At 74.7% G+C, this 19037-nt stretch carries 15 protein-coding genes; 8 read left to right on the top strand and 7 right to left on the bottom strand.

Annotated elements, in window-relative coordinates; all coding sequences use genetic code 11:
- Position 1: 1 nt before the first annotated feature.
- On the bottom strand, positions 2-679 hold the full coding sequence (gene mtrA, locus FZ103_RS02010; RefSeq protein ID WP_040272122.1) for an MtrAB system response regulator MtrA: 678 nt from the start codon (positions 677-679) through the stop codon (positions 2-4).
- Positions 680-1153: 474 nt separating this feature from the next.
- Here mtrA and FZ103_RS24795 point away from each other — a divergent pair, with 474 nt between their 5' ends.
- The 5 genes from FZ103_RS24795 (at position 1154) to FZ103_RS01980 (ending at position 6882) form a co-directional block, all read left to right on the top strand.
- On the top strand, positions 1154-2602 hold the full coding sequence (locus FZ103_RS24795) for a hypothetical protein (protein WP_186355668.1): 1449 nt from the start codon (positions 1154-1156) through the stop codon (positions 2600-2602).
- Positions 2602-3249 carry a DUF4129 domain-containing protein gene (locus FZ103_RS01995; protein WP_155998251.1) on the top strand — a complete coding sequence of 216 codons (648 nt, stop codon included), beginning with the start codon at positions 2602-2604 and terminating at the stop codon, positions 3247-3249. The genes FZ103_RS24795 and FZ103_RS01995 overlap by 1 nt, the downstream gene beginning before the upstream one ends.
- Positions 3246-4427: a DUF4350 domain-containing protein gene (locus FZ103_RS01990; RefSeq protein WP_186355667.1), complete on the top strand. Its 1182-nt coding sequence runs from the start codon at positions 3246-3248 to the stop codon at positions 4425-4427. The genes FZ103_RS01995 and FZ103_RS01990 overlap by 4 nt, the downstream gene beginning before the upstream one ends.
- Before the next feature lie 79 nt (positions 4428-4506).
- The gene (locus tag FZ103_RS01985) at positions 4507-5499 is read left to right on the top strand and encodes a MoxR family ATPase (RefSeq protein WP_155998250.1); all 993 of its coding nucleotides are present in this window, start codon (positions 4507-4509) and stop codon (positions 5497-5499) included.
- Between the two features lie 81 nt (positions 5500-5580).
- Positions 5581-6882 (top strand): DUF58 domain-containing protein, encoded by a 1302-nt coding sequence (locus tag FZ103_RS01980; RefSeq protein ID WP_155998249.1) that lies wholly within the window; start codon positions 5581-5583, stop codon positions 6880-6882.
- A 59-nt stretch (positions 6883-6941) separates the two neighbouring features.
- On the opposite strand, the gene FZ103_RS01975 is transcribed toward FZ103_RS01980, so the two are convergent.
- On the bottom strand, positions 6942-7937 hold the full coding sequence (locus tag FZ103_RS01975; protein WP_186355666.1) for a stage II sporulation protein M: 996 nt from the start codon (positions 7935-7937) through the stop codon (positions 6942-6944).
- A gap of 151 nt (positions 7938-8088) precedes the next feature.
- Between FZ103_RS01975 and FZ103_RS01970 the strand changes: the two genes are divergently transcribed.
- Positions 8089-9051 (top strand): RDD family protein, encoded by a 963-nt coding sequence (locus FZ103_RS01970; RefSeq protein WP_186355665.1) that lies wholly within the window; start codon positions 8089-8091, stop codon positions 9049-9051.
- Between the two features lie 25 nt (positions 9052-9076).
- On the opposite strand, the gene ahcY (FZ103_RS01965) is transcribed toward FZ103_RS01970, so the two are convergent.
- Positions 9077-10339, bottom strand: coding sequence for an adenosylhomocysteinase (ahcY, locus tag FZ103_RS01965; protein WP_155998248.1), 1263 nt, complete (start codon positions 10337-10339; stop codon positions 9077-9079).
- A gap of 38 nt (positions 10340-10377) precedes the next feature.
- Positions 10378-11814, bottom strand: coding sequence for an adenosylhomocysteinase (gene ahcY, locus FZ103_RS01960; RefSeq protein WP_155998247.1), 1437 nt, complete (start codon positions 11812-11814; stop codon positions 10378-10380).
- A 309-nt stretch (positions 11815-12123) separates the two neighbouring features.
- Here ahcY (FZ103_RS01960) and FZ103_RS01955 point away from each other — a divergent pair, with 309 nt between their 5' ends.
- Positions 12124-12492: a MerR family transcriptional regulator gene (locus FZ103_RS01955; RefSeq protein ID WP_255429718.1), complete on the top strand. Its 369-nt coding sequence runs from the start codon at positions 12124-12126 to the stop codon at positions 12490-12492.
- Positions 12493-12556: 64 nt separating this feature from the next.
- Here the strand turns inward: FZ103_RS01955 and FZ103_RS01950 are convergent, their stop codons facing one another.
- Positions 12557-14659, bottom strand: coding sequence for an SGNH hydrolase domain-containing protein (locus FZ103_RS01950; protein WP_186355664.1), 2103 nt, complete (start codon positions 14657-14659; stop codon positions 12557-12559).
- Between the two features lie 462 nt (positions 14660-15121).
- On the opposite strand from FZ103_RS01950, the gene FZ103_RS01945 reads away from it, so the two are divergent.
- Complete coding sequence (locus FZ103_RS01945; protein WP_155998245.1) at positions 15122-16528, top strand: hypothetical protein; 1407 nt, start codon at positions 15122-15124, stop codon at positions 16526-16528.
- A gap of 31 nt (positions 16529-16559) precedes the next feature.
- On the opposite strand, the gene FZ103_RS01940 is transcribed toward FZ103_RS01945, so the two are convergent.
- Positions 16560-17888 (bottom strand): serine/threonine-protein kinase, encoded by a 1329-nt coding sequence (locus FZ103_RS01940; RefSeq protein ID WP_155998244.1) that lies wholly within the window; start codon positions 17886-17888, stop codon positions 16560-16562.
- 31 nt (positions 17889-17919) lie between these two features.
- Positions 17920-19023 carry an SIS domain-containing protein gene (locus FZ103_RS01935; RefSeq protein ID WP_155998243.1) on the bottom strand — a complete coding sequence of 368 codons (1104 nt, stop codon included), beginning with the start codon at positions 19021-19023 and terminating at the stop codon, positions 17920-17922.
- Between the last annotated feature and the right edge of the window lie 14 nt (positions 19024-19037).

Below are 19037 nucleotides of genomic sequence, written 5' to 3'. Positions count from 1 at the left end.
ATCAGGCGGTGCCCGCCTTGTAGCCGACGCCCCGAACGGTCACGACGACCTCCGGGTGCTCCGGGTCCTTCTCGATCTTGGCGCGCAGCCGCTGCACGTGCACGTTGACCAGCCGGGTGTCGGCCGCGTGCCGGTATCCCCACACCTGCTCCAGCAGGACCTCGCGGGTGAAGACCTGGCGCGGCTTGCGCGCCAGCGCCACCAGCAGGTCGAACTCCAGCGGGGTGAGGCTGATCGGTTCGCCGTCGCGGCGCACGGAGTGGCCCGCGACGTCGATGGTGATGTCGCCGATCTGCAGCACCTCGGGCGCCGGCTCCTCGGTGCGGCGCAGGCGCACCCGCACGCGCGCGACCAGCTCCTTGGGCTTGAACGGCTTGACGATGTAGTCGTCGGCGCCGGACTCCAGGCCCAGCACGATGTCCACGGTGTCGCTCTTGGCGGTGAGCATCACGATCGGTACGCCCGACTCGGCGCGGATCTGGCGGCACACGTCGATGCCGTCGGCACCGGGCAGCATCAGATCGAGCAGCACGAGGTCGGGTTTGGTCTCGCGGAAGGCCTCCAGGGCCTTGTCGCCGTCGTGCACGAACGACGGCTCGAAGCCTTCGCCTCTGAGGACGATGCCCAACATCTCAGCGAGAGCGAGGTCGTCGTCGACGACCAGTACGCGTCCCTTCATGGGTGTATCCGGCACGAGGCCCTCCTCCCACCTCGGAGGCGCGGCGACTCGCGCCTTCTCCTTTCTGGACACTCAAGCGGCAGAACTTCGGACACTTTCGCCGGGTCCCTCGTGGGAGCCGTCCTCCCCACTAACCTTGCCATCTTCGGACCGGGCTTCGCCCGGGCTCACCCGCGAATCGGCCCCTGCCGGACGGCACGTCCGCCCCGGTGGCCGCTTTCGCTCGGCGGCCCGCGCGCCACCCTGCCGCCTGCACCGCCGCGCGTCCAGACAGGGACCCGCGACGGGTGCGCAGCCCGCGCCGACTTGGCCGGCAGATAACAGAAAGCATACAAAACGAATGAACCGGAGCGGCGTTCTCAAAGCGCCGCGGGCTTTTGCGGACCTGCACCGTCGGCGGCCGCGCCGTCCCTGTGGCATAACGTGGGAACCGCCATCGCCCGCCGACGACTGCAGCACGGAGGACCGATACCGATGAGCCACGACGACGGCCGGGACTGGCGGGCGCCCGGATCCCGGTCCGGTTCCGGGCAGCCGGGCGAGGCGGCGAGCGGTCCGGCCGCCGGCGGCTGGTGGGACGACCCCGGCGCGGGCGTCCCCGCGGCCGGGAACGGCTGGGCGGCTCCGGGCGGCTCCGGCCAGGCCCCCGGCACGCCCCCGCCCCCCGTCTACGGCCACGGCGGCGGGTACGCCCCCGGTGGCCCCTACGGCGACGCTCCCGGCGGCCCGGCCCCCGCCGGTCCTCCCCCGGGTGTGGGCCGCCCCTGGGCCCCGCGCCCCGGCGTGATCGCGCTGCGGCCGCTGACGCTCGGCGACGTCTTCAACGGCGCCTTCGGCTACATCCGGCAGAACCCCAAGGCCACCCTGGGCCTGGCCCTGGTCGTCAGCGCCCTGTTCAGCATCGTCAGCTCCATCGGCATGGGCGGCTACCTCAGCGACTACGGCACCGTGATGCGGGAGACGCTGAACAACCCCACCGGGCCCGTCGCCAACGACCCCATGCCCTTCGAGGCGTGGAGCGTCATCACCGTCTACGCGGGCGCCCTGCTCACCTACATCGGCCAGATCCTGCTCACGGGCCTGCTCGCGGCGGTCGTCGGGCTGGCCGTGCTGGGGCGCAGGCTGTCGATGCGCGAGGCCCTGCAGGCGGTGCGCGGACGGCTCGGCGCGGTCTTCGGCGTCGCCGTCCTGCTGTTCCTGCTGTCACTGCTGTGGACGGTGCTGCTGGTCGGCGTCGTGGTCGGCGCGGTCCTGCTGGGGGTCGCCGTCCACCCGGCCGCGGGCATCCCGGCGGGGCTGCTGGGCGTACTGGGCCTGATCGCGCTGGCGGTGTGGGTCTATGTGCGCACCTCGCTGGCCATGCCGGTGGCGGTGCTCGAGCGCTCCGGCCCGGCCGCGGCACTGGGGCGATCGTGGCGGCTGACCCAGCGCAGCTGGTGGCGGGTCTTCGGCATCCTGCTGGTCGCCCAGATCCTGGTCTCCATGGTGGTGAACCTGCTCTCCACCCCCTTCACCGGAGGGGCGATGGTGCTGTCCTTCCTGGCTCCCGACGCCGCCTGGATGCCGGTCGCCGCCACCGCGGCGTCGTTCGTGGGCACCGTGCTGGCCGGCACGCTGGGCATCCCGTTCATCGTCGGCGTCACCACCCTGCTCTACATCGACCTGCGCATGCGCCGCGAGGGGCTCGACCTGCGGCTGCAGGCCGCCGCGCAGTCGGGGCAGCACGTCGACGCCGGAATCTACCTGCCCGAGGAGACGGCGCCGGCGGGACCGCCCTCCGGCCCGCAACCGCCGACCGCACCGGGGGCGGGCGCGGATCCGGGCGGCTACGGCCCCGGCGGCGGCCACCCGCCGCCCGGGCCCGGTCAGGGCGGGTATCCGCGGGGCGGCTACGGCCAGGGCGGTACCGGAGCCCTCTCCTGATGGGCACCCTCCTGCTCCCGGCGGCCGTCGTCGAGCGCGGGGAGGGGCAGCGGTTGGCCCGCGAGGAGCTGTCCGAGCGCATCTACGGCGAGGCCGAGCCGAGCCTGCTCGAACTCCTCCGGCAGCGCATCGCGGAATGGCTCGAAGGGCTGCAGGTCCCCGGGCCCAGCGGCTGGTGGGTGCTCGGCCCGGTGCTGGTCGTGCTGGCGCTCCTGCTCGTGGCCCTGGTGGTATACCTGCGCCCCGCCCGCCGCTCCCGGCGCCGGGCGCCCATCGACGAAAGCGCGCCGCTGACGGCCGCCGACCACCGCGCCGCCGCCGAACAGCACGCCCGGCAGGGCGACTTCGGCGCCGCGATCCGCGAGCGCCTGCGCGCCATCACCCGCGAACTCGAAGACGGCGCCGTGATCACCCCGCGCCCCGGCCGCACCGCCACCGAGCTCGCCGCCGAGACCGCGGCGGTGCTGCCCCACCTGCGCGAAGGACTCCACGCCGCCGCCGACACCTTCAACGACTCCGCCTACGGGCAGCGCACGGCCACCGCCGAGGGCTACGCGCTCCTGGCCGACCTCGACGAGCAGGTGCGCCGGGCCCGGCCCGCGGACGCCGCGACCCCCGCCGCGCAGACGCCGGGAGGCCGCCTGTGAGCGCCCCCGCCACCGCGCCCGCACCCCCCTCCGCACCGTCCGCGCCCAGTTCGCCGGGGGCCGGGGAACTGTGGCGGAGAGCGCGCGGCCCCGCCGCGTTTATCGCCGGACTCCTGGTGCTCGCGGTGCTGGTGTCGCTGGGCGCCCGGCAGCCGCGCGAAGGGCCGCTGGAGCCGGAGAACCCCGGCCCCCAGGGCACCCGCGCCCTCGTGGAGATCCTGCGGGAGCGCGGCAACGAGGTCGCCGTGGCCCGCACGACCGCCGACGCGCTGGAGGCCGCCGGCCCCGGCACGGTCACCGTTGTGGTCGGTTCGCACCGGCTCCCGCCCGCGCACGTCGACCGGCTGGCCGGGGGCCTGGGCGACCGCATCCTCGTCCGCCCCACCACACCGGTGCTGCGCGCGCTGGCCCCGGGCGTGCGGATGACCGGCCGCACCGAGGAGGAGACCCTGGACCCCCGGTGCCGGCTCGACGCCGCGCAGGCGGCGGGCGCGGCCGATACCGGCGGCGAGGTCTACACCGCCCCGCGCGGGCGGGCCTGCTACCCCGCCGCCGGCGGCCACGCCCTGGTGCGCGCCTCCGCGGGCGGCCACACGGCCACCGTGCTGGGCAGTCCCGCACCGCTGACCAACGACCGCCTGGACGAGGAGGGCAACGCCGCGCTCGCGCTCTCGCTGATCGGCGAGCGCGACGTCGTCTGGCTGCGCCCCGACCCCGTCCCCGAGGCGGGCCGGACCGGCCTGTGGGAGCTGGTTCCCCGATCGCTGCGGATGAGCCTGGTCCCGCTGGGCGCCGCGCTGGTGCTGCTGGCCCTGTGGCAGGGCCGCCGGCTGGGCCCGCTGGTCACCGAGCGGCTGCCCGTGGTGGTGCGCGCGTCGGAGACCACCGAGGGGCGCGCCGGGCTGTATGCGTCGCGGCGGGCCCGCGACCGCGCCGCGGCCGCGCTGCGTTCGGGGACCCTGCGCCGGATCCGCCCCGGCCTGGGGCTGGGCCCCGACGCCGCCCCCGCCGCGGTGGTGGCCGCGGCCGCCGCACGCTCGGGCGAGGCCCCCGCACGGCTCGGCGCGCTGCTGCACGGCCCCGGCGAGCCGGGCGCCGCCGATCCCTACACCGCCGACGACCACGGGCTGGTGCGGCTGGCCGAGGAACTGGACGGACTGGAGGAGCGCCTGCGGTGACACCCGTCCGCCCGGGCGCGCCGCCGCCCTCACCCCCGAGACCGCAGTTGCCGACTCCGCTGACCGAGGGAGACCCCAATTGACCGCCTTCCCCGCCGACGGCCGCCCGGCGCCCGAGCAGGCCGAACGGGCCCGAGCCGCGCTGACCGCGCTGCGCCACGAGGTCGCCAAGGCCGTCGTGGGCCAGGAAGAGACCGTGACCGGCATGGTCGTCGCGCTGCTGTGCCGCGGCCACGTGCTGATGGAGGGCGTGCCGGGCGTCGCCAAGACGCTGCTGGTGCGCGCGGTCTCCGCAGCGCTGTCGCTGGACCACAAGCGCATCCAGTTCACGCCGGACCTGATGCCGGGCGACGTCACCGGTTCCCTGGTCTACGACTCGCGCACCGCCAAGTTCGAGTTCCACGAGGGCCCGGTGTTCACCAACCTGTTCCTGGCCGACGAGATCAACCGGACGCCGCCCAAGACCCAGGCGGCGCTGCTGGAGGCCATGGAGGAGCGCCAGGTGAGCGTGGCGGGCGAGCCCAAGGCCCTGCCCGATCCCTTCGTGGTGGCCGCCACCCAGAACCCCGTGGAGTACGAGGGCACCTACCCGCTGCCCGAAGCGCAGCTCGACCGGTTCCTGCTCAAGCTGATGGTGGCGCTGCCCGAACGCGGCCAGGAGGTCGACATGCTCGGCCGCCACGCCCAGGGTTTCGACCCCGGCGACCTGGACGCGGCCGGCCTGCGCCCGGTGGCCGGCGCGGAGGACCTGCGCACCGCCCGCGCGGCCGTGGCCGCCACCGCCGTCGCCCCGGAGGTGCTGGGATACATCGTCGACATCTGCCGCGCCACCCGCATGTCGCCGTCGCTGCAGCTGGGCGCCTCGCCCCGCGGTGCGACCGCGCTGCTGCGCACCAGCCGCGCGTGGGCGTGGCTGTCGGGCCGCGACTACGTCACCCCCGACGACGTCAAGGCGCTGGCCAAGGCGACACTGCGGCACCGGGTCGCGCTGCGCCCCGAGGCCGAACTGGAGGGCGCCACGAGCGCGGGCGTGCTCGACGGCGTGCTGGCATCGGTGCCGGTCCCCCGCTGAGGCGAAAGTCCGGCAGCGGGCCGGAGTCCGGGGCCGCGAGGCGGCTCGACGCACAGGCAACAGCGACGGAGGGGAGCGAGGATGGCGATCACGGGGCGGGCGGTGCTGGCCGCCTTCGCCGCCGCGCTCGTGGTGCTCGTCGCGGGGTCGGTCTTCACCTGGCTGGTCACCGCGGTGCTGGTGCTGCTGGCGGCGGCGGTCCTGGCCGACGTGCTGCTGGCGCCCAGCCCGCGTGCGCTGCGCTTCGAGCGCTCCGGCGACACCTCGGTCCGGCTCGGGGAGCGCGCCGAGGTCGCCTTGGTGGTGGCCAACCCCGCGCGCCGCGCGGTGCGGGGCCTGCTGCGCGACGCGTGGGCGCCCAGCGCGTGCGCCGAACCGCGGCGCCGGCGGATCCGGGTGCCCGGGGGCGGCCGGGTGCGGCTGACCACCGCGCTCACGCCGACCCGCCGCGGCGACCAGGCGGCGGCCGGGGTCACCGTGCGCAGCGTCGGCCCGCTGGGCCTGGCCGCGCGCCAGGCGACCCACTCCGTGCCCTGGACCGTGCGGGCGCTGCCGCCGTTCCACAGCCGCCGCCACCTGCCGGGCAAGCTGTCGCGGCTGCGCGAGCTCGACGGCCGGCAGGCGGCGCTGGTGCGCGGGCAGGGCAGCGAGTTCGACTCGCTGCGCGAGTACGTCCCCGGCGACGACGTGCGCTCGATCGACTGGCGCGCCACCGCCCGCCGCGACGCGGTCGTGGTGCGCACGTGGCGGCCCGAGCGCGACCGCAGGATCCTGATCGTTCTCGACACCGGCCGCACCTCGGCCGGGCGGGTCGGCGACGTGCCCCGCCTGGACCACGCGATGGACGCCGCCCTGCTGCTCGCGGCGCTGGCGGGCAGGGCCGGGGACCGGGTGGACCTGCTCGCCTACGACCGCCGGGTGCGCGCCCAGGTGCGCAGCCACGGCCGCGGCAGCCGCATCCCGCAGATCGTGCAGGCCATGGCCCCGCTGGAGGCCGAGCTGGTGGAGTCCGACCCCGCGGGCCTGGTCGCCACCGTCCTCAGCGGGCACAGCCGCACCCGCCAACTCGTGGTACTGCTGACCGACCTGAACGCCGCCTCGCTGGAGGAGGGCCTGCTCCCGCGGCTGCCCGCGCTCACTTCGCGCCACCTGCTGATGGTGGCCGCCGTGGGCGATCCCCGCGTCACGGAGATGGCCGCCGCGCGCGGCAGCGCACGGTCGGTGTACGACGCGGCCGCGGCCGAGCGCACCCTCGGCGAGCGCAGCCGTATCACGGCCGAGCTGCGCCGGCACGGCGTGGAGGTCGTCGACGCCGACCCCGAGCACATCGCCCCGGCGCTGGCCGACGCCTACATCGCCTTGAAGGCCCAAGGGAGGCTGTAGGAGGAGGCGGGCCGCAGACCGGCTGACGCCGGCGGACGGCTGCTCCGGCCGCCCGCGCGTCAGCCCGCGACCGGGGCCGCCTGCGGGGCCGCGGCGATGTCGCCGGTGACGCCGCGGTTGTGGGCGGCCCGGCCGACCACGAAGACGTAGGCGAGGAAGAGCAGCTCGGCCAGCACGCCGATGCCGATGCGCAGCCAGGTGATGTGCACCCAGCCGGTCACGAACCCTTCGATCAGCCCGGAGACGAACAGCACGAGCACCAGGCCCAGCGCGACGGCGAGGGCCGGGCGGGCCTCCTCGCCCAGCGCCCGCAGCCGGGGGCGCGGACCGGGCGCGATGAGGGTCCAGCCGAGCTTGAGCCCCACTCCGGCGGCCACGAACACCGCGGTGAGCTCCAGCAGGCCGTGCGGCAGAATCAGCCCGAGGAAGACGTCGCCCTTGCCGTGGGCGAACATCGCTCCGGCCGCCACCCCCAGGTTGGCGCCGTTGAGCGCCAGGATGTAGACGGTGGGCAGGCACAGGAACACGCCGAAGATCAGCGCCAGCGCGGCCGCCCAGGCGTTGTTGGTCCACACCTGTGCCGCGAAGGACGCCCCGGGGTGCTCCACGTAGTAGTTCGCGAAGTCGTTCTCGACGTAGGCGCGGATCTGCTCGGGCGTGCCCACGGCGCTGAGCACCCGCGGGTCGGCCACGAGCCACACCGCCAGCGCGGCGGAGAAGGCCACGGTGCCCAGGCCCGCGGCGATCCACCACCACCGCAACCGGTACAGCACGGCGGGGAAGGTCTCGGTGAAGAAGCGCGCGGCGTCGCGCCACGCGGCCTCGTGGGCGCCGGTGACCGCCGAGCGCGCCCGGGCCACCAGTCCGGAGAGATAGCCCACCAGCCGGGGGTCCTGGCCCGAGGAGCGCACCACCGACAGATGGGTGGACACACGCTGGTAGAGCTCGACGAGTTCGTCGACCTCCGGGCCGCTGAGGCGGCGGCGCCTGCGCACGAGGGCGTCGAGGCGCTCCCAGTCCGGCCGGTGCGCGGCGGCGAAGACGTCCAGATCCACGCGGGCGACTCTACCGGGCCGCCCGGCGGGGCGGTGCTGGACGGGGGCGGACCTCGGGAGGGTGCGGGGCCGCCGCCGTCTCCTGACAGACTGGGGGAGAACGGCACAGGCACAGCGGCGCGGCCGTGCGGACCTACGGAGGCGGACAACGGTGGCATACCCGGGCGGTGCACATCCCGACGAGCAGTCGTCGGTGGTCACCGGCGACGCCGTCGTGCTGGACCTGCGCCCGGCGGGCTTCGCGACCCGCATGGCGGCGTTCATCGTCGACGCGGTGGTGCAGTTGGCCGGACTACTGGCCGGCGTGGTGCTGGTGGCGCTGATCGGGCGGGGCCTCGACGCGGCGGCCACCGCCGCGGTCAACCTCGCGCTGACAGTGCTGGTGCTGGTCGGCTACCCCGCGACCATGGAGTCGCTGACCCGCGGGCGCTCGCTGGGCAAGATGGCGCTGGGGCTGCGGGTGGTGGGCACCGACGGCTCGCCGGAGCGGTTCCGCCAGGCCCTGGGGCGCGCGCTTACCGCGGTCGTCGAGATCTGGACGCTGCCGGTCGTCGCGCTGATCGCCTCGCTGATCCACCGCGACGGCCGCCGGGTGGGCGACTTCGTGGCGGGGACGCTGGTGGTGCAGGAGCGCGCCGCGCGGCGCCCCGACGACGCCTTCGCGATGCCGCCGCACCTGGCCGAGTGGGCGCGCGGCGCCGAGCTGTCGCAGCTCTCGGCGGAGACCGCGGCCATGGCGCGGCAGTACCTGCTGCGCTTCGACGAGCTGTCCGAGGAGCCGCGCTACCGGATGGGGGTGCGCATCGCCGACCTGGTCGCCGCGGCGGTGAGCCCGCCACCGCCGCCCGGAACCACTCCCCCGGAATACCTCGCGGCGGTGCTGGCCGAGCGCCGCCGCCGCGAGGAGGAGCGGCTGGCCCGGCGCCGCGCCGCCGCCCAGGGCGGTTGGCCGGGAGCCGGCGCGCCCGCGGACGGCTACGGCTACGGGCCCGGCGGCGCGCCGCCGCAGGGGCAGCCGGGCGCCCCGCAGCAGCCGTGGGACCGCGGCGGCGGGTACGGTCCGCCGCCCGGCGCGGATTCCAGCGGCGCCGGCCGGCAGCATCCGTTCGGGTAGCGGCCGGTGCGGGCGCGGGCTCCGCTTACTCCCGCCAGGAGCTGAGGTAGTCCTCCTGGTCGGGGGTGAGGCGGTCGATGCCCACGCCCAGGGCCTCCAGCTCCAGGCCGGCCACCTGGGTGTCGATGCCGGCGGGCACGTCGAGCACGCCGGGCGCCAGGTCGCCGCTGGCGCGGGCCAGCCAGGCGACGGTCAGCGCCTGCACCGAGAACGACATGTCCATCACCGCCGCCGGGTGGCCCTCGGCCGCGCCCAGGTTGACCAGCCGCCCCTCGGCGAGCAGGACGATGCGGCGGCCGTCGGCGAGCACGTACTCGTCGGCCTGCGGGCGGACCTCGCGCCGGATGTCCACCGCCATCGCCTCCAGCGCCGGCAGGTCGATCTCGACGTCGAAGTGGCCGGAGTTGGCCAGCACGGCGCCGTCCTTGAGTGAGGCCAGGTGCTCGGCGCGGATCACGTCGCGGTTGCCGGTCACGGTCACCAGCACGTCGCCCGCGGGCGCCGCCTGGTCCATGGGCAGCACCGTGTAGCCCTGCATCACCGCGTCGAGAGCCTTGACCGGGTCGACCTCGGTGACGATGACCCGGGCGCCCAGGCCGCGGGCGCGCTCGGCCAGGCCCCGCCCGCAGAAGCCGAACCCGGCGACCACCACCGTGCGCCCGGCGATCATCGCGTTGGTGGCGCGCATGATCCCGTCGAGGGTGGACTGGCCGGTGCCGTAGCGGTTGTCGAACATGCGCTTGGTGGCGGTGTCGTTGACCGCCACCATGGGCAGCTTCAGCACGCCCTCGGCGCTCATCCGCCGCAGCCGGATGACTCCGGTGGTGGTCTGCTCGCAGCCGCCGACGGCATGGCCGAGCAGTTCCGGCCGCTCCATGTGGGCGAGGTTGATCAGATCGCACCCGTCGTCCAGCACCAGGTGGGGGCGGCGCTCCAGGACGGTGGCGAGGTTCCGGTCGTAGGAGGCGGGGTCCATGCCGGCCCGCGCGTAGACCGAGATCCCGTACTCGGCGACCAGGGCGGCCGCGGTGTCGTCCTGGGTGGACAGCGGGTTGGAGGCCGCGAGCGCGATCTCGGCGCCGCCGCCGCTCAGCGCCCGCAGCAGGTTGGCCGTCTCGGCCGTGACGTGCATGCAGGCGGCGACGCGCATGCCCGCCAGCGGCCGTTCCGCGGCGAAGCGGTCGTGCACCTTGCGCAGCACCGGCATCGCGCGTTCGGCCCATTCGACGCGGCGGACCCCGGCCTGGGCCAGGCCGAGGTCCGCGACATCACTGTCTGGGAGTGCCATCCGGGGAGTTTCCCAGATTCCGCGTGATCGGGTACCGCTTAGTAGCGGTAGTGGTCGGGCTTGTAGGGGCCGGCCACGTCCACGCCGATGTAGGCGGCCTGCTCCTTGGTCAGCTCGGTCAGCCGGACGCCGAGGGCGTCCAGGTGCAGCCGGGCGACCTTCTCGTCGAGGAGCTTGGGCAGCACGTAGACGTCGAGGGGGTACTCGTCGGTCTTGGTGAACAGCTCGATCTGGGCGATCGTCTGGTTGGTGAAGCTGTTGGACATCACGAAGCTGGGGTGGCCGGTCGCGTTGCCCAGGTTGAGCAGGCGGCCCTCCGACAGCACCAGGATGGAGTGGCCGTCGGGGAAGGTGTACTCGTGCACCTGCGGCTTGATCTCGGTCTTCTTGATGCCCGGGATCTTCTCCAGGCCGGCCATGTCGATCTCGTTGTCGAAGTGGCCGACGTTGCCGACGATGGCCTGGTGCTTCATCCGCTGCATGTGCTCGGCGGTGAAGATGTTGAAGTTGCCGGTGGTCGTGATGAAGATGTCGGCGGTCTCGACGTAGTCCTCGACCCGGGCGACCTCGTAGCCGTCCATGGCGGCCTGGAGGGCGTTGATCGGGTCGATCTCGGTGACCACCACGCGGGCGCCCTGGCCGCGCAGCGCGTCGGCCGAGCCCTTGCCGACGTCGCCGTAGCCGGCGACCAGCGCGACCTTGCCGCCGATGAGGACGTCGGTGGCGCGCATGATGCCGTCCGGCAGCGAGTGGCGGATGCCGTACTTGTTGTCGAACTTGCTCTTGGTGACCGAGTCGTTGACGTTGATCGCCGGGAAGAGCAGCTTGCCCTCGCGGTGCATCTCGTAGAGGCGGTGCACACCGGTGGTGGTCTCCTCGGTGACGCCCTTGATGCGCGAGGCGATGCGGGTCCACTTCTGCGGGTCGGCCGCCACGCTGTTCTTCAGCAGCCGCAGGAAGACCTTGAACTCCTCGGCGTCGTCCTCCGAGGGGGACGGCACGGCGCCGGCCTTCTCGAACTCCGCGCCCTTGTGCACGAGCATGGTGGCGTCGCCGCCGTCGTCGAGGATCATGTTGGGGCCGTCGCCGCCGGGCCAGGTCAGCGCCTGCTCGGTGCACCACCAGTAGTCCTCGAGCGTCTCGCCCTTCCAGGCGTAGACCGGGACTCCCTGGGGATTGTCGGGGGTGCCGTTGGGGCCCACCACCACAGCGGCGGCGGCGTGGTCCTGGGTGGAGAAGATGTTGCAGCTGACCCAGCGGACCTCCGCGCCGAGGGCGACGAGGGTCTCGATGAGCACGGCCGTCTGCACGGTCATGTGCAGCGAGCCCATGATCTTGGCGCCCTTGAGCGGCTGCGAGGAGCCGTACTCGGCGCGGGTGGCCATGAGCCCCGGCATCTCGTGCTCGGCGAGCCGGATCTCCTTGCGCCCGAACTCGGCGAGGGACAGGTCAGCGACTTTGTAGTCGAAGGACATGCGTCTTTACTCCTCCTGGGTGGATGCGCACCGAGTCTAGAACGGGGCGGCCGCCCGAAGCACGACCACGAAGCCGAATCTGACGCCGCAGTGTCAGATTCACTCGCCCGAAAGGCCGGGAAAGGGCTACAGTGACTACCCATGGCGCACCCAGACAACCGCGCGACAACCTCCGGTTCCGCGCCCTCGGACCCGACCGGCCGCCACCCCGCCGCCGAGGTGAGTGACTCCGCTCACGTCGGGCACTCCGCGGCCCCCCGGCACGCGTCGGCGCCGCGCCCCGGCGCGGGCGGCGAGGCGCCGCCCGCACTGCCGATCTCGGCCGCAGCGGAGCGCCTGGGCACGACCGCGCGGATGCTGCGCTACCGCGAGGCGCTGGGACTGGTCCCGCCGACCAAGGAGCAGCCCACCGGCCGCGGCCACCGCCACCGCCGGTTCAGCGAGAACGACCTCAGCGCGGTCTCCGCCGGCCTGGAACTCGAACGCGCCTACGGCATCCCGCCGGCGGCCCTGGCCTTCGCCCTCCGCGTCCTGGCCGAGCCCGCGGTCCTCGCCCGGGTCCGCTCCTTCGGCGAACGCGTAGGCCGCCTCGCCCCCGCCCCGGCCCGCGCCATGGACTTCGAGAAGCAGAAGGCCCTGCGCCTCCTCCAACGCAGAGAACGGGACGCCCAGCGCTGAACCCCGGCCGAATCGCCGCAGTCATCGACCTCTGCGCAATTCGCCCGTGCAGGAACTTTCCTGTTCAGAGGTCGGTGGCGGCCTCGATGCGGTCGCGCAGGACCGGGGCCAGGGTGCGCATGTATGTGGCGGTGATGTGGCCGCGGTCCCAGTAGACGAGGATGTTGCCGATCACGGTCGGGCACTTCCGGCCCTGGCACAGCTGGTCGGTGAGGTCCAGGAGCGCGACGTTGCCGGGCACGCCCTGAAGTCTCTTCAGCGGCGACACCCGGTCCATGGAGGGCGAGCGGCGGCCGACGCAGTCCGCGGGGCGGGCCTCCGCCAGGCAGTCGGGGGCGCTGAACTCCAGCCGCGGGGTGTCGCGGACGGCGATGACGGTGATGCCCATCGCGTCGAGCTCGCGCCAGCGCTCGACGTAGCCCTCCACGACCTTCTCGCCGACAGGGCCGGCGCCCGGGTCGACGTTGGTGCTGGTGGCCGTCGTGAACACCGCGTCGGGGCGCAGCTCGGCCAGCTCGGCCATGACGCCGGCGTTCCACTCCATGCACGAGTGGTAGACCTGCCCGGCGCGGTACTGCTCGACACCGGTGAACAGGCACGACCCCTTGATGATGTTGACCAGGCGCCAGCGCTTCTCGGCGGCGATCTCCTGCAGGGCCGGGAACCAGTGGGCCGCGTGCGAGCCCCCGATCAGCGCGACGGTGCGCTCGTACTCCCGGGGGCCGTACGTGCAGGTCAGCACCTCCGAGCCGCGGATCTCCTGGTTGCAGCCGTCGGCGTAGGTCACCGGGACGTCCGCGGCGGCGTTGGCGGGGTCGGGGTTGATGGGCGCGCTGTTCTCCACCGGCTCGGCGGAGGGGGCGCCCAGCGCCGCGGCACCGGGGTAGTCGGTCGCCTGGGCGGCGGCCAGCTCCTGCTGGCGCTGCTGCTCGGCCAGGTAGCCCGACCACACGCCCGCGGCGGCCAGCACCGGGACGATGAAGGCCGCACCCACCGACAGCGACCACAGGTTGCTCGGGCGGGCGCGGGTGAACGCCTCGACGCCGGTCTCGGCGACCCACCGCGTCGCCACCGCCAGGGCCATGGACAGGGCCAGGATGAGGCAGCCGCCGGTCAGGCTGGGCTGGGTGCGGTCGGTGACGGACAGATAGCAGACCAGCACCGGCCAGTGCCAGAGGTAGAGCGCGTAGGCGTGGTCGCCGACGTAGTGCAGGGGCCGCAGGTTGAGCAGCCGGTCGGCGGCCAGCGGGGAGCCGGTGGTGCCCGCGGCGATCACCGCGGCTCCGGCGAGGGTGGGCCACAGAGCCACGTAGCCCGGGAAGAGCGTGGAGACCTGGAGCAGCAGGCCGCAGGACACCAGCGCCGCCAGCCCGGCCCAGCCGAGGAGGATCCGCAGCGCGCGGTGCAGGCGCAGGTAGGGCAGAGCCAGCGCGAGCAGCCCGCCCAGCGCCAGCTCCCACAGGCGGGCGCCGGTGTCGAAGTAGGCCCAGGGCTGGTCGGCGCGGGTGATGGCCACGGAGTAGGCCAGCGAGGCGGCGAAGACCAGCGCCAGGGCCGCCGCGGCCGCGCCCCGCAGCGGCAGTCCCGCGGCCCGGCCCAGGGCGGCCGCGGCGGCGATGAGCACCGGCCACAGCAGGTAGAGCTGGCCCTGGACCGACAGCGACCAGAAGTGCTGCACCGGGCCCGCCCCGCTGTTCTGCGCGAGGTAGTCGACCGAGTTGAGCGCCAGGTGCCAGTTCTCGAAGTACAGCGCCGAGGCCACGACACCGGAGATCGCGTCGCGCCACTGGGTTTCCGGCAGGAACAGCCAGGTCGCCACCAGGATGCCGGCCAGCGCCGCGGCCGCTGCGGGGAAGAGCCGCTTGACCAGCCGCGTCCAGAACGCGGCGAAGCCGATCCGGCCGCGCCGCTCCACCGCACGCACCAGCGAAGCGGTGATGAGAAAGCCCGTGAGCAGCAGGAACACGTCGACACCGCCGGAGACGCGGCCCAGCCAGATGTGGTAGACGGCCACGAGGAGAACGGCGACGGCGCGCAGCCCCTGGATCTCGGGGCGGAACCCCGACCCGGACCCCGGCCCCGGGCCGCCGCCGGTGCGGCGCTCGGCGGTGCCCGGCGGGTGGGGCGGCGATGCGGCGGCGGAAGCGCGCGATGACGACGGGTGCACGTGTACGGCTACCTCATTCACTGTCCGTGCCGGGGCAGGCGCGTCCGGCAGCGCCGGCGGCGGCGTGGGGCACCGCCGGGCGCGCGTGCGTGGTGCATCCAGGACGCGCCGCGCGCGCCGCCGGTTGCCCGGATCGCGTTCCCGCTGCCGCGGCGGCGGAGGGCCGGGGCGGTGCCCTGGCATGTTATCGGCGCCTCGGGCCTGCCCCGCGGCGCGTTCGCGGTGTGTTCAGCGATCAGTCCCGCAGGCGACCCCGGGCGTTCAGCGCTCATAGGAACGGCGTCCGCGCTCCGCGCCCGCGCGCGGCTCCGGGCCCGCCCTGCGCACCAAGGCGGGCCGGCGCGGGCGCCCGCCCGCCGGTCACCGCGCCGCGCCTCCGTCGGCCGCCTGCTTTGCGCGCTTTCTCCCGAGGATCATCACAAGCCGGGTTTTATCCGCCGCGCGGCTGGCTACGGTGACAGCGTGGACACCCGACGACGCGGTCGCGCCCTTGCTCCCGAGAGCTTCTCCGACGCCGTACGCCGGCGGCTGTGGAACCTCGACCGGCTGCGCGAGGTGTGGACGGAGCGGCGGCGCTACGGCGACCGGGCCGAGGACCCGGCCGTCAACCGCCGCAGCGCCCGCAAGCGCGTCGAGGCGCTGCGGCTGCTGGCGGGCCAGGACGAACCGCCCGCCGACGGGATCGCCGCCCAAGAGGACGCCTTCCTGGCCATGGCCGAGGACTGCCGCTCCGGCGTGCGGCTGAGCCCTGACTACTTCGACGCGCTGGCACGCAGCGTCCCCGACTTCGCCCCGACGCTGCCCGCCCCGGCCGGGGCGGGCGCGCTGCTGGCCGAGGCCGCCGCCGTCGAGACCCACCCGGTGATCCGCGCGGCGCACCTGTTCCTGACGTGCGCGGACGCGCTGGACTCGGGGTCGGAGCCCGTACCCGGACCGCGTCCCGCGGCCGAGCAGGATCCGTCCGCAGCGGACACGCGGCCTCCGGGGCCGGCGCCGGGCCGCGCCGCCCCGCCCGCGTCCCTGCGCCCGCTGCCGTGGTGGCTGGCGTCGCTGGCGCTGATGCGCTCGGACTTCCCGCCGCCCGCGATCGACCGCCGGTCCCCGCCTCCCCTGGCGGCACCGCTGCCCACCGCCGAGCCGGGCGCGGCCGTGCCCTCCCCGCGGTCCGGGCACGACCGGCTGACGCGGCTGGTGCTGCTGCTGGCCGACCTGGAGACCGCCGCCCTGCGCTCCGAGCTGAGCCGCCTGGCCCACGTCCGGGCCATCGGACGCAGCGAGAGCGGCCGCCTCGCCTCGGCGGTGCACCGCAGGGTGCTGGAGCACCTGCGGGTGCGCAGTGCCCCGATGCGCCTGGTGCTGCGCGAGCTCGACCCCGCCTGCCGGACGGTCGTCAGCAGCTCGACGGCCGGCCCGGCGTTCACGAGCCCCGGCGATCCGGCGGGGGTCGGCGCGGCCGGATCGCCCCCCGAGGGCGCTCCGGGCGACTCCGCGACGGCCACCACGACGCGGACGGCCGTCGCCCCCTCCACCGCCGAGCGCAGCGGGCAGGCCGCCCGGCGCGCGCTGTTCACTCCGGGAGCCAACGAGTGGCACGCCTCGCTCGACGTCGACCTGGCCGACGGCGTACTGCGGCTGCTCGTGTTCGTCCAGGAGGTGGGCTCCACCGCGACCGGCGTGCTCGCGGTGACCGCCGACGGCTGGATGACCACCGATGAGGGCGCCGTCGACGTGCTCGACCCCGGCTGCGCCGACTGCGTGACGCTGCTCCCCACCGACGGCGCCGACGACCGCTGGCCCGAGGTCGAGGCCTTCGTCGACGACGTCCTGTCCCGCTCCATAAGCCAGCTGACCCGCGCCGCCCGCTACTGAGGCGGCCGCGCACCGCCGGGACGGACCGCCGTCAGCCGCTCAGCGCGACCAGCACGAGCACCAGCAGCAGGATGATGATCGCGATCAGCACGGCCGGAACCACCCACCCCTGCGACAGGATGGGGTCCTCGACCTGCTGCTGGGGTGCCTGGCGCTGCTGCATCCCCGGCGGCGGCTGAGTGGGCATGCCGCGGCTGCCGTACATGGTATTGGGGCCGGCGGCCGGCGGAGGGGCGGCGGGTCGCCCGGGCACCCCGGTCATGTTCGGGTTGGGCCCGGGCATCGGTCCCGGCTGGTGCGGCGGGAAGCCGCCCTGCTGGGGCCCTGTGGGATGGGGGGCGCCCGGCGGCGGTGCCATGGGAGCGCCCTGGCCGCCGTAGCCGGCGGGGTAGGGGGTCTGCGGTCCGCTGGGTGTGGGGGCGGGCGTGGCCGGGCCGCCCTGCGCCGGCGGCGGGGTGCCGGGACCGGGCATGGGCGTCTGCGGCCCGCTGAGCGGCCCGGCCTCGGCGATGCGCTCGCCCTCCTTGAGGGCGTCGTCGGTGGAGACCGCGCTCTCGTGGCCGAGCAGCCGCATCAGCAGCTCCTGAGCCGTGGGTCTGCGGGCGGGGTCCTTGTCCAGGCACGCCTGCACGATGCCCAGCAGCGACTCCGGCAGCCCGGTCAGGTCGGGCGGTGCGCTGACCACCCGGTGCACGACGGCGGGGACGCTGTCGGTGCCGAAGGGGGCGTTGCCCGTGGAGGCGAAGGCGATGACGCAGCCCCACGCGAAGATGTCGACCTTGTCGGTGATTCCGCGGCCCTCGATCTGCTCGGGAGCCATGTAGGAGGGCGTCCCCACGATCGAGTTGGTCATGGTGGCGGTGCCGTCGGACACCCGCGCGATCCCGAAGTCGATGACGCGCGGGCCGTCGGGGCCCAGCAGCACGTTTCCGGGCTTGAAGTCGCGGTGGACGATGCCCGCCTGATGGATGGCCACCAGGGCGGTCGCCGTCGAGACCGCGAGCCGCTGCAGCGCGGCGCCCTTGTGCGGCCCCTTGGTCGCCACAGACTCCTGCAGGGACTTGCCGGGCACGTACTCGGAGACGACGTAGGGAGGGTCCTCGTCGAGCTGGGCGTCGTGGATGGCGGCGGTGCAGAACGAGGCGACCTTCTGCGCCGCGCGCACCTCCTTGGCGAACCGCCTGCGGAGGTCGTCGTCCTGGGACCACTGGTCGTTGAGGACCTTGATGGCGAACTCCTCGCCCTCCTCGTTCCGGCCGAGGTAGACCACACCCTGGCCGCCCTTCCCGAGGCGTCCGACCACGCTGTAGCCGCCGAACGAAACGGGGTCGTTCGCAGACAGCGACTCGGGACCGGGCATCGATCTCCTCCAGATGCGGTCGTGGCCGGCGCTAACGCACGACCAGCGTATGGGCTAGCGGGTCCGCGCCATAGGCGATGGCTACATACACAGTGGCGTAATCGATTAGAGCGATCAAACCGGCCATACGTTCCAATGCCCCCGCATTGGGCGCGGAGAACTCGCTGAGGCCCACTCCCCTGTCGCGGGCCGTGTCCGCGATCGCGGCCAGGTCGGCCGCGGCCTGCGGCCCCTCGTCCTCCGGGTCGCGCAACAGGATCAGCCGCAGCGACACGGTGCCGTCCTCGACCGGGTCGTCGAAGATCGACTGCGGGCCGGCAGGTCCGAACGGCCCGTCGACGACGGCGATCTGGCCGTCGAGCAGGTCGGGCGCCCGGACGCAGACCGCAGGATAACCGGCGACCTCGGCGCACCGGGCGGCGAAGTACCGGGCGGCGGCATCGGCCGCCGGAGTGGCCCCGCACACCAGCGGGACGCTGCCCGCCAGGCCCAGCACCAGCGTCTTCGCCTCGTTCTCCCAGCTCTGGGCGGAGGGCCCGTAGTCGGCGGCGGCCTGCTCCAGGCGCGCCGCGGCGGCCTCGTAGGCGCCCGCTGAGAGCGCGGCCAGGCCGACGCGCTCCGCCGCCGTCAGCAGCGCCGCCGCCGGCTCCCACGGGGTCTCGAAAACGTCCCCGACCCGGGGAAGCGTGACCGCGGGCGACCTGTTCTGCTCGGCCACCGGCGCGAGCGGGTTGCCGTGCGGGCCCAGCGCCAGGAAGCGGCAGCCGCGCCGCGCCGCCTCCGCGGCGCACTCGCGCACCCACTCCGGAGTCTGGCCGATTGTGGACGCGGCCGCCGCCACGAGGTCGTGGCCGCCAACCCAGCCCGGCAGCCGGTAGTCGCGCACCGTGACGACGGGAATGGGGCAGCCCGGGCCCAGCACCGCCGCCAGGATGTCCCCCGCCCAGCCCGCGGCACCGGCACCCACCACGACGATGGAGCGCGGCCGCCCGTCCTCGGCCAGCACGTCCAGCGGCGCCTCGGCCGCGGCGGTGCGGGCCGCACGCAGGCGCGCCGCCGCCGAAGCGGCACCGCGCAGGGCCTCGGCGCCGGCCCGGGGGTCGTCCAACCGGGACTCGTCGAATTCCCGCGGCATGGGATCCTCTCCCG

This window comes from Streptomonospora sp. PA3 (assembly GCF_009728995.1).
Lineage (GTDB): Bacteria > Actinomycetota > Actinomycetes > Streptosporangiales > Streptosporangiaceae > Streptomonospora.
Note: the sequence above shows the minus strand (reverse complement) of the source record. Positions and strands in the feature narration are given on the sequence as shown.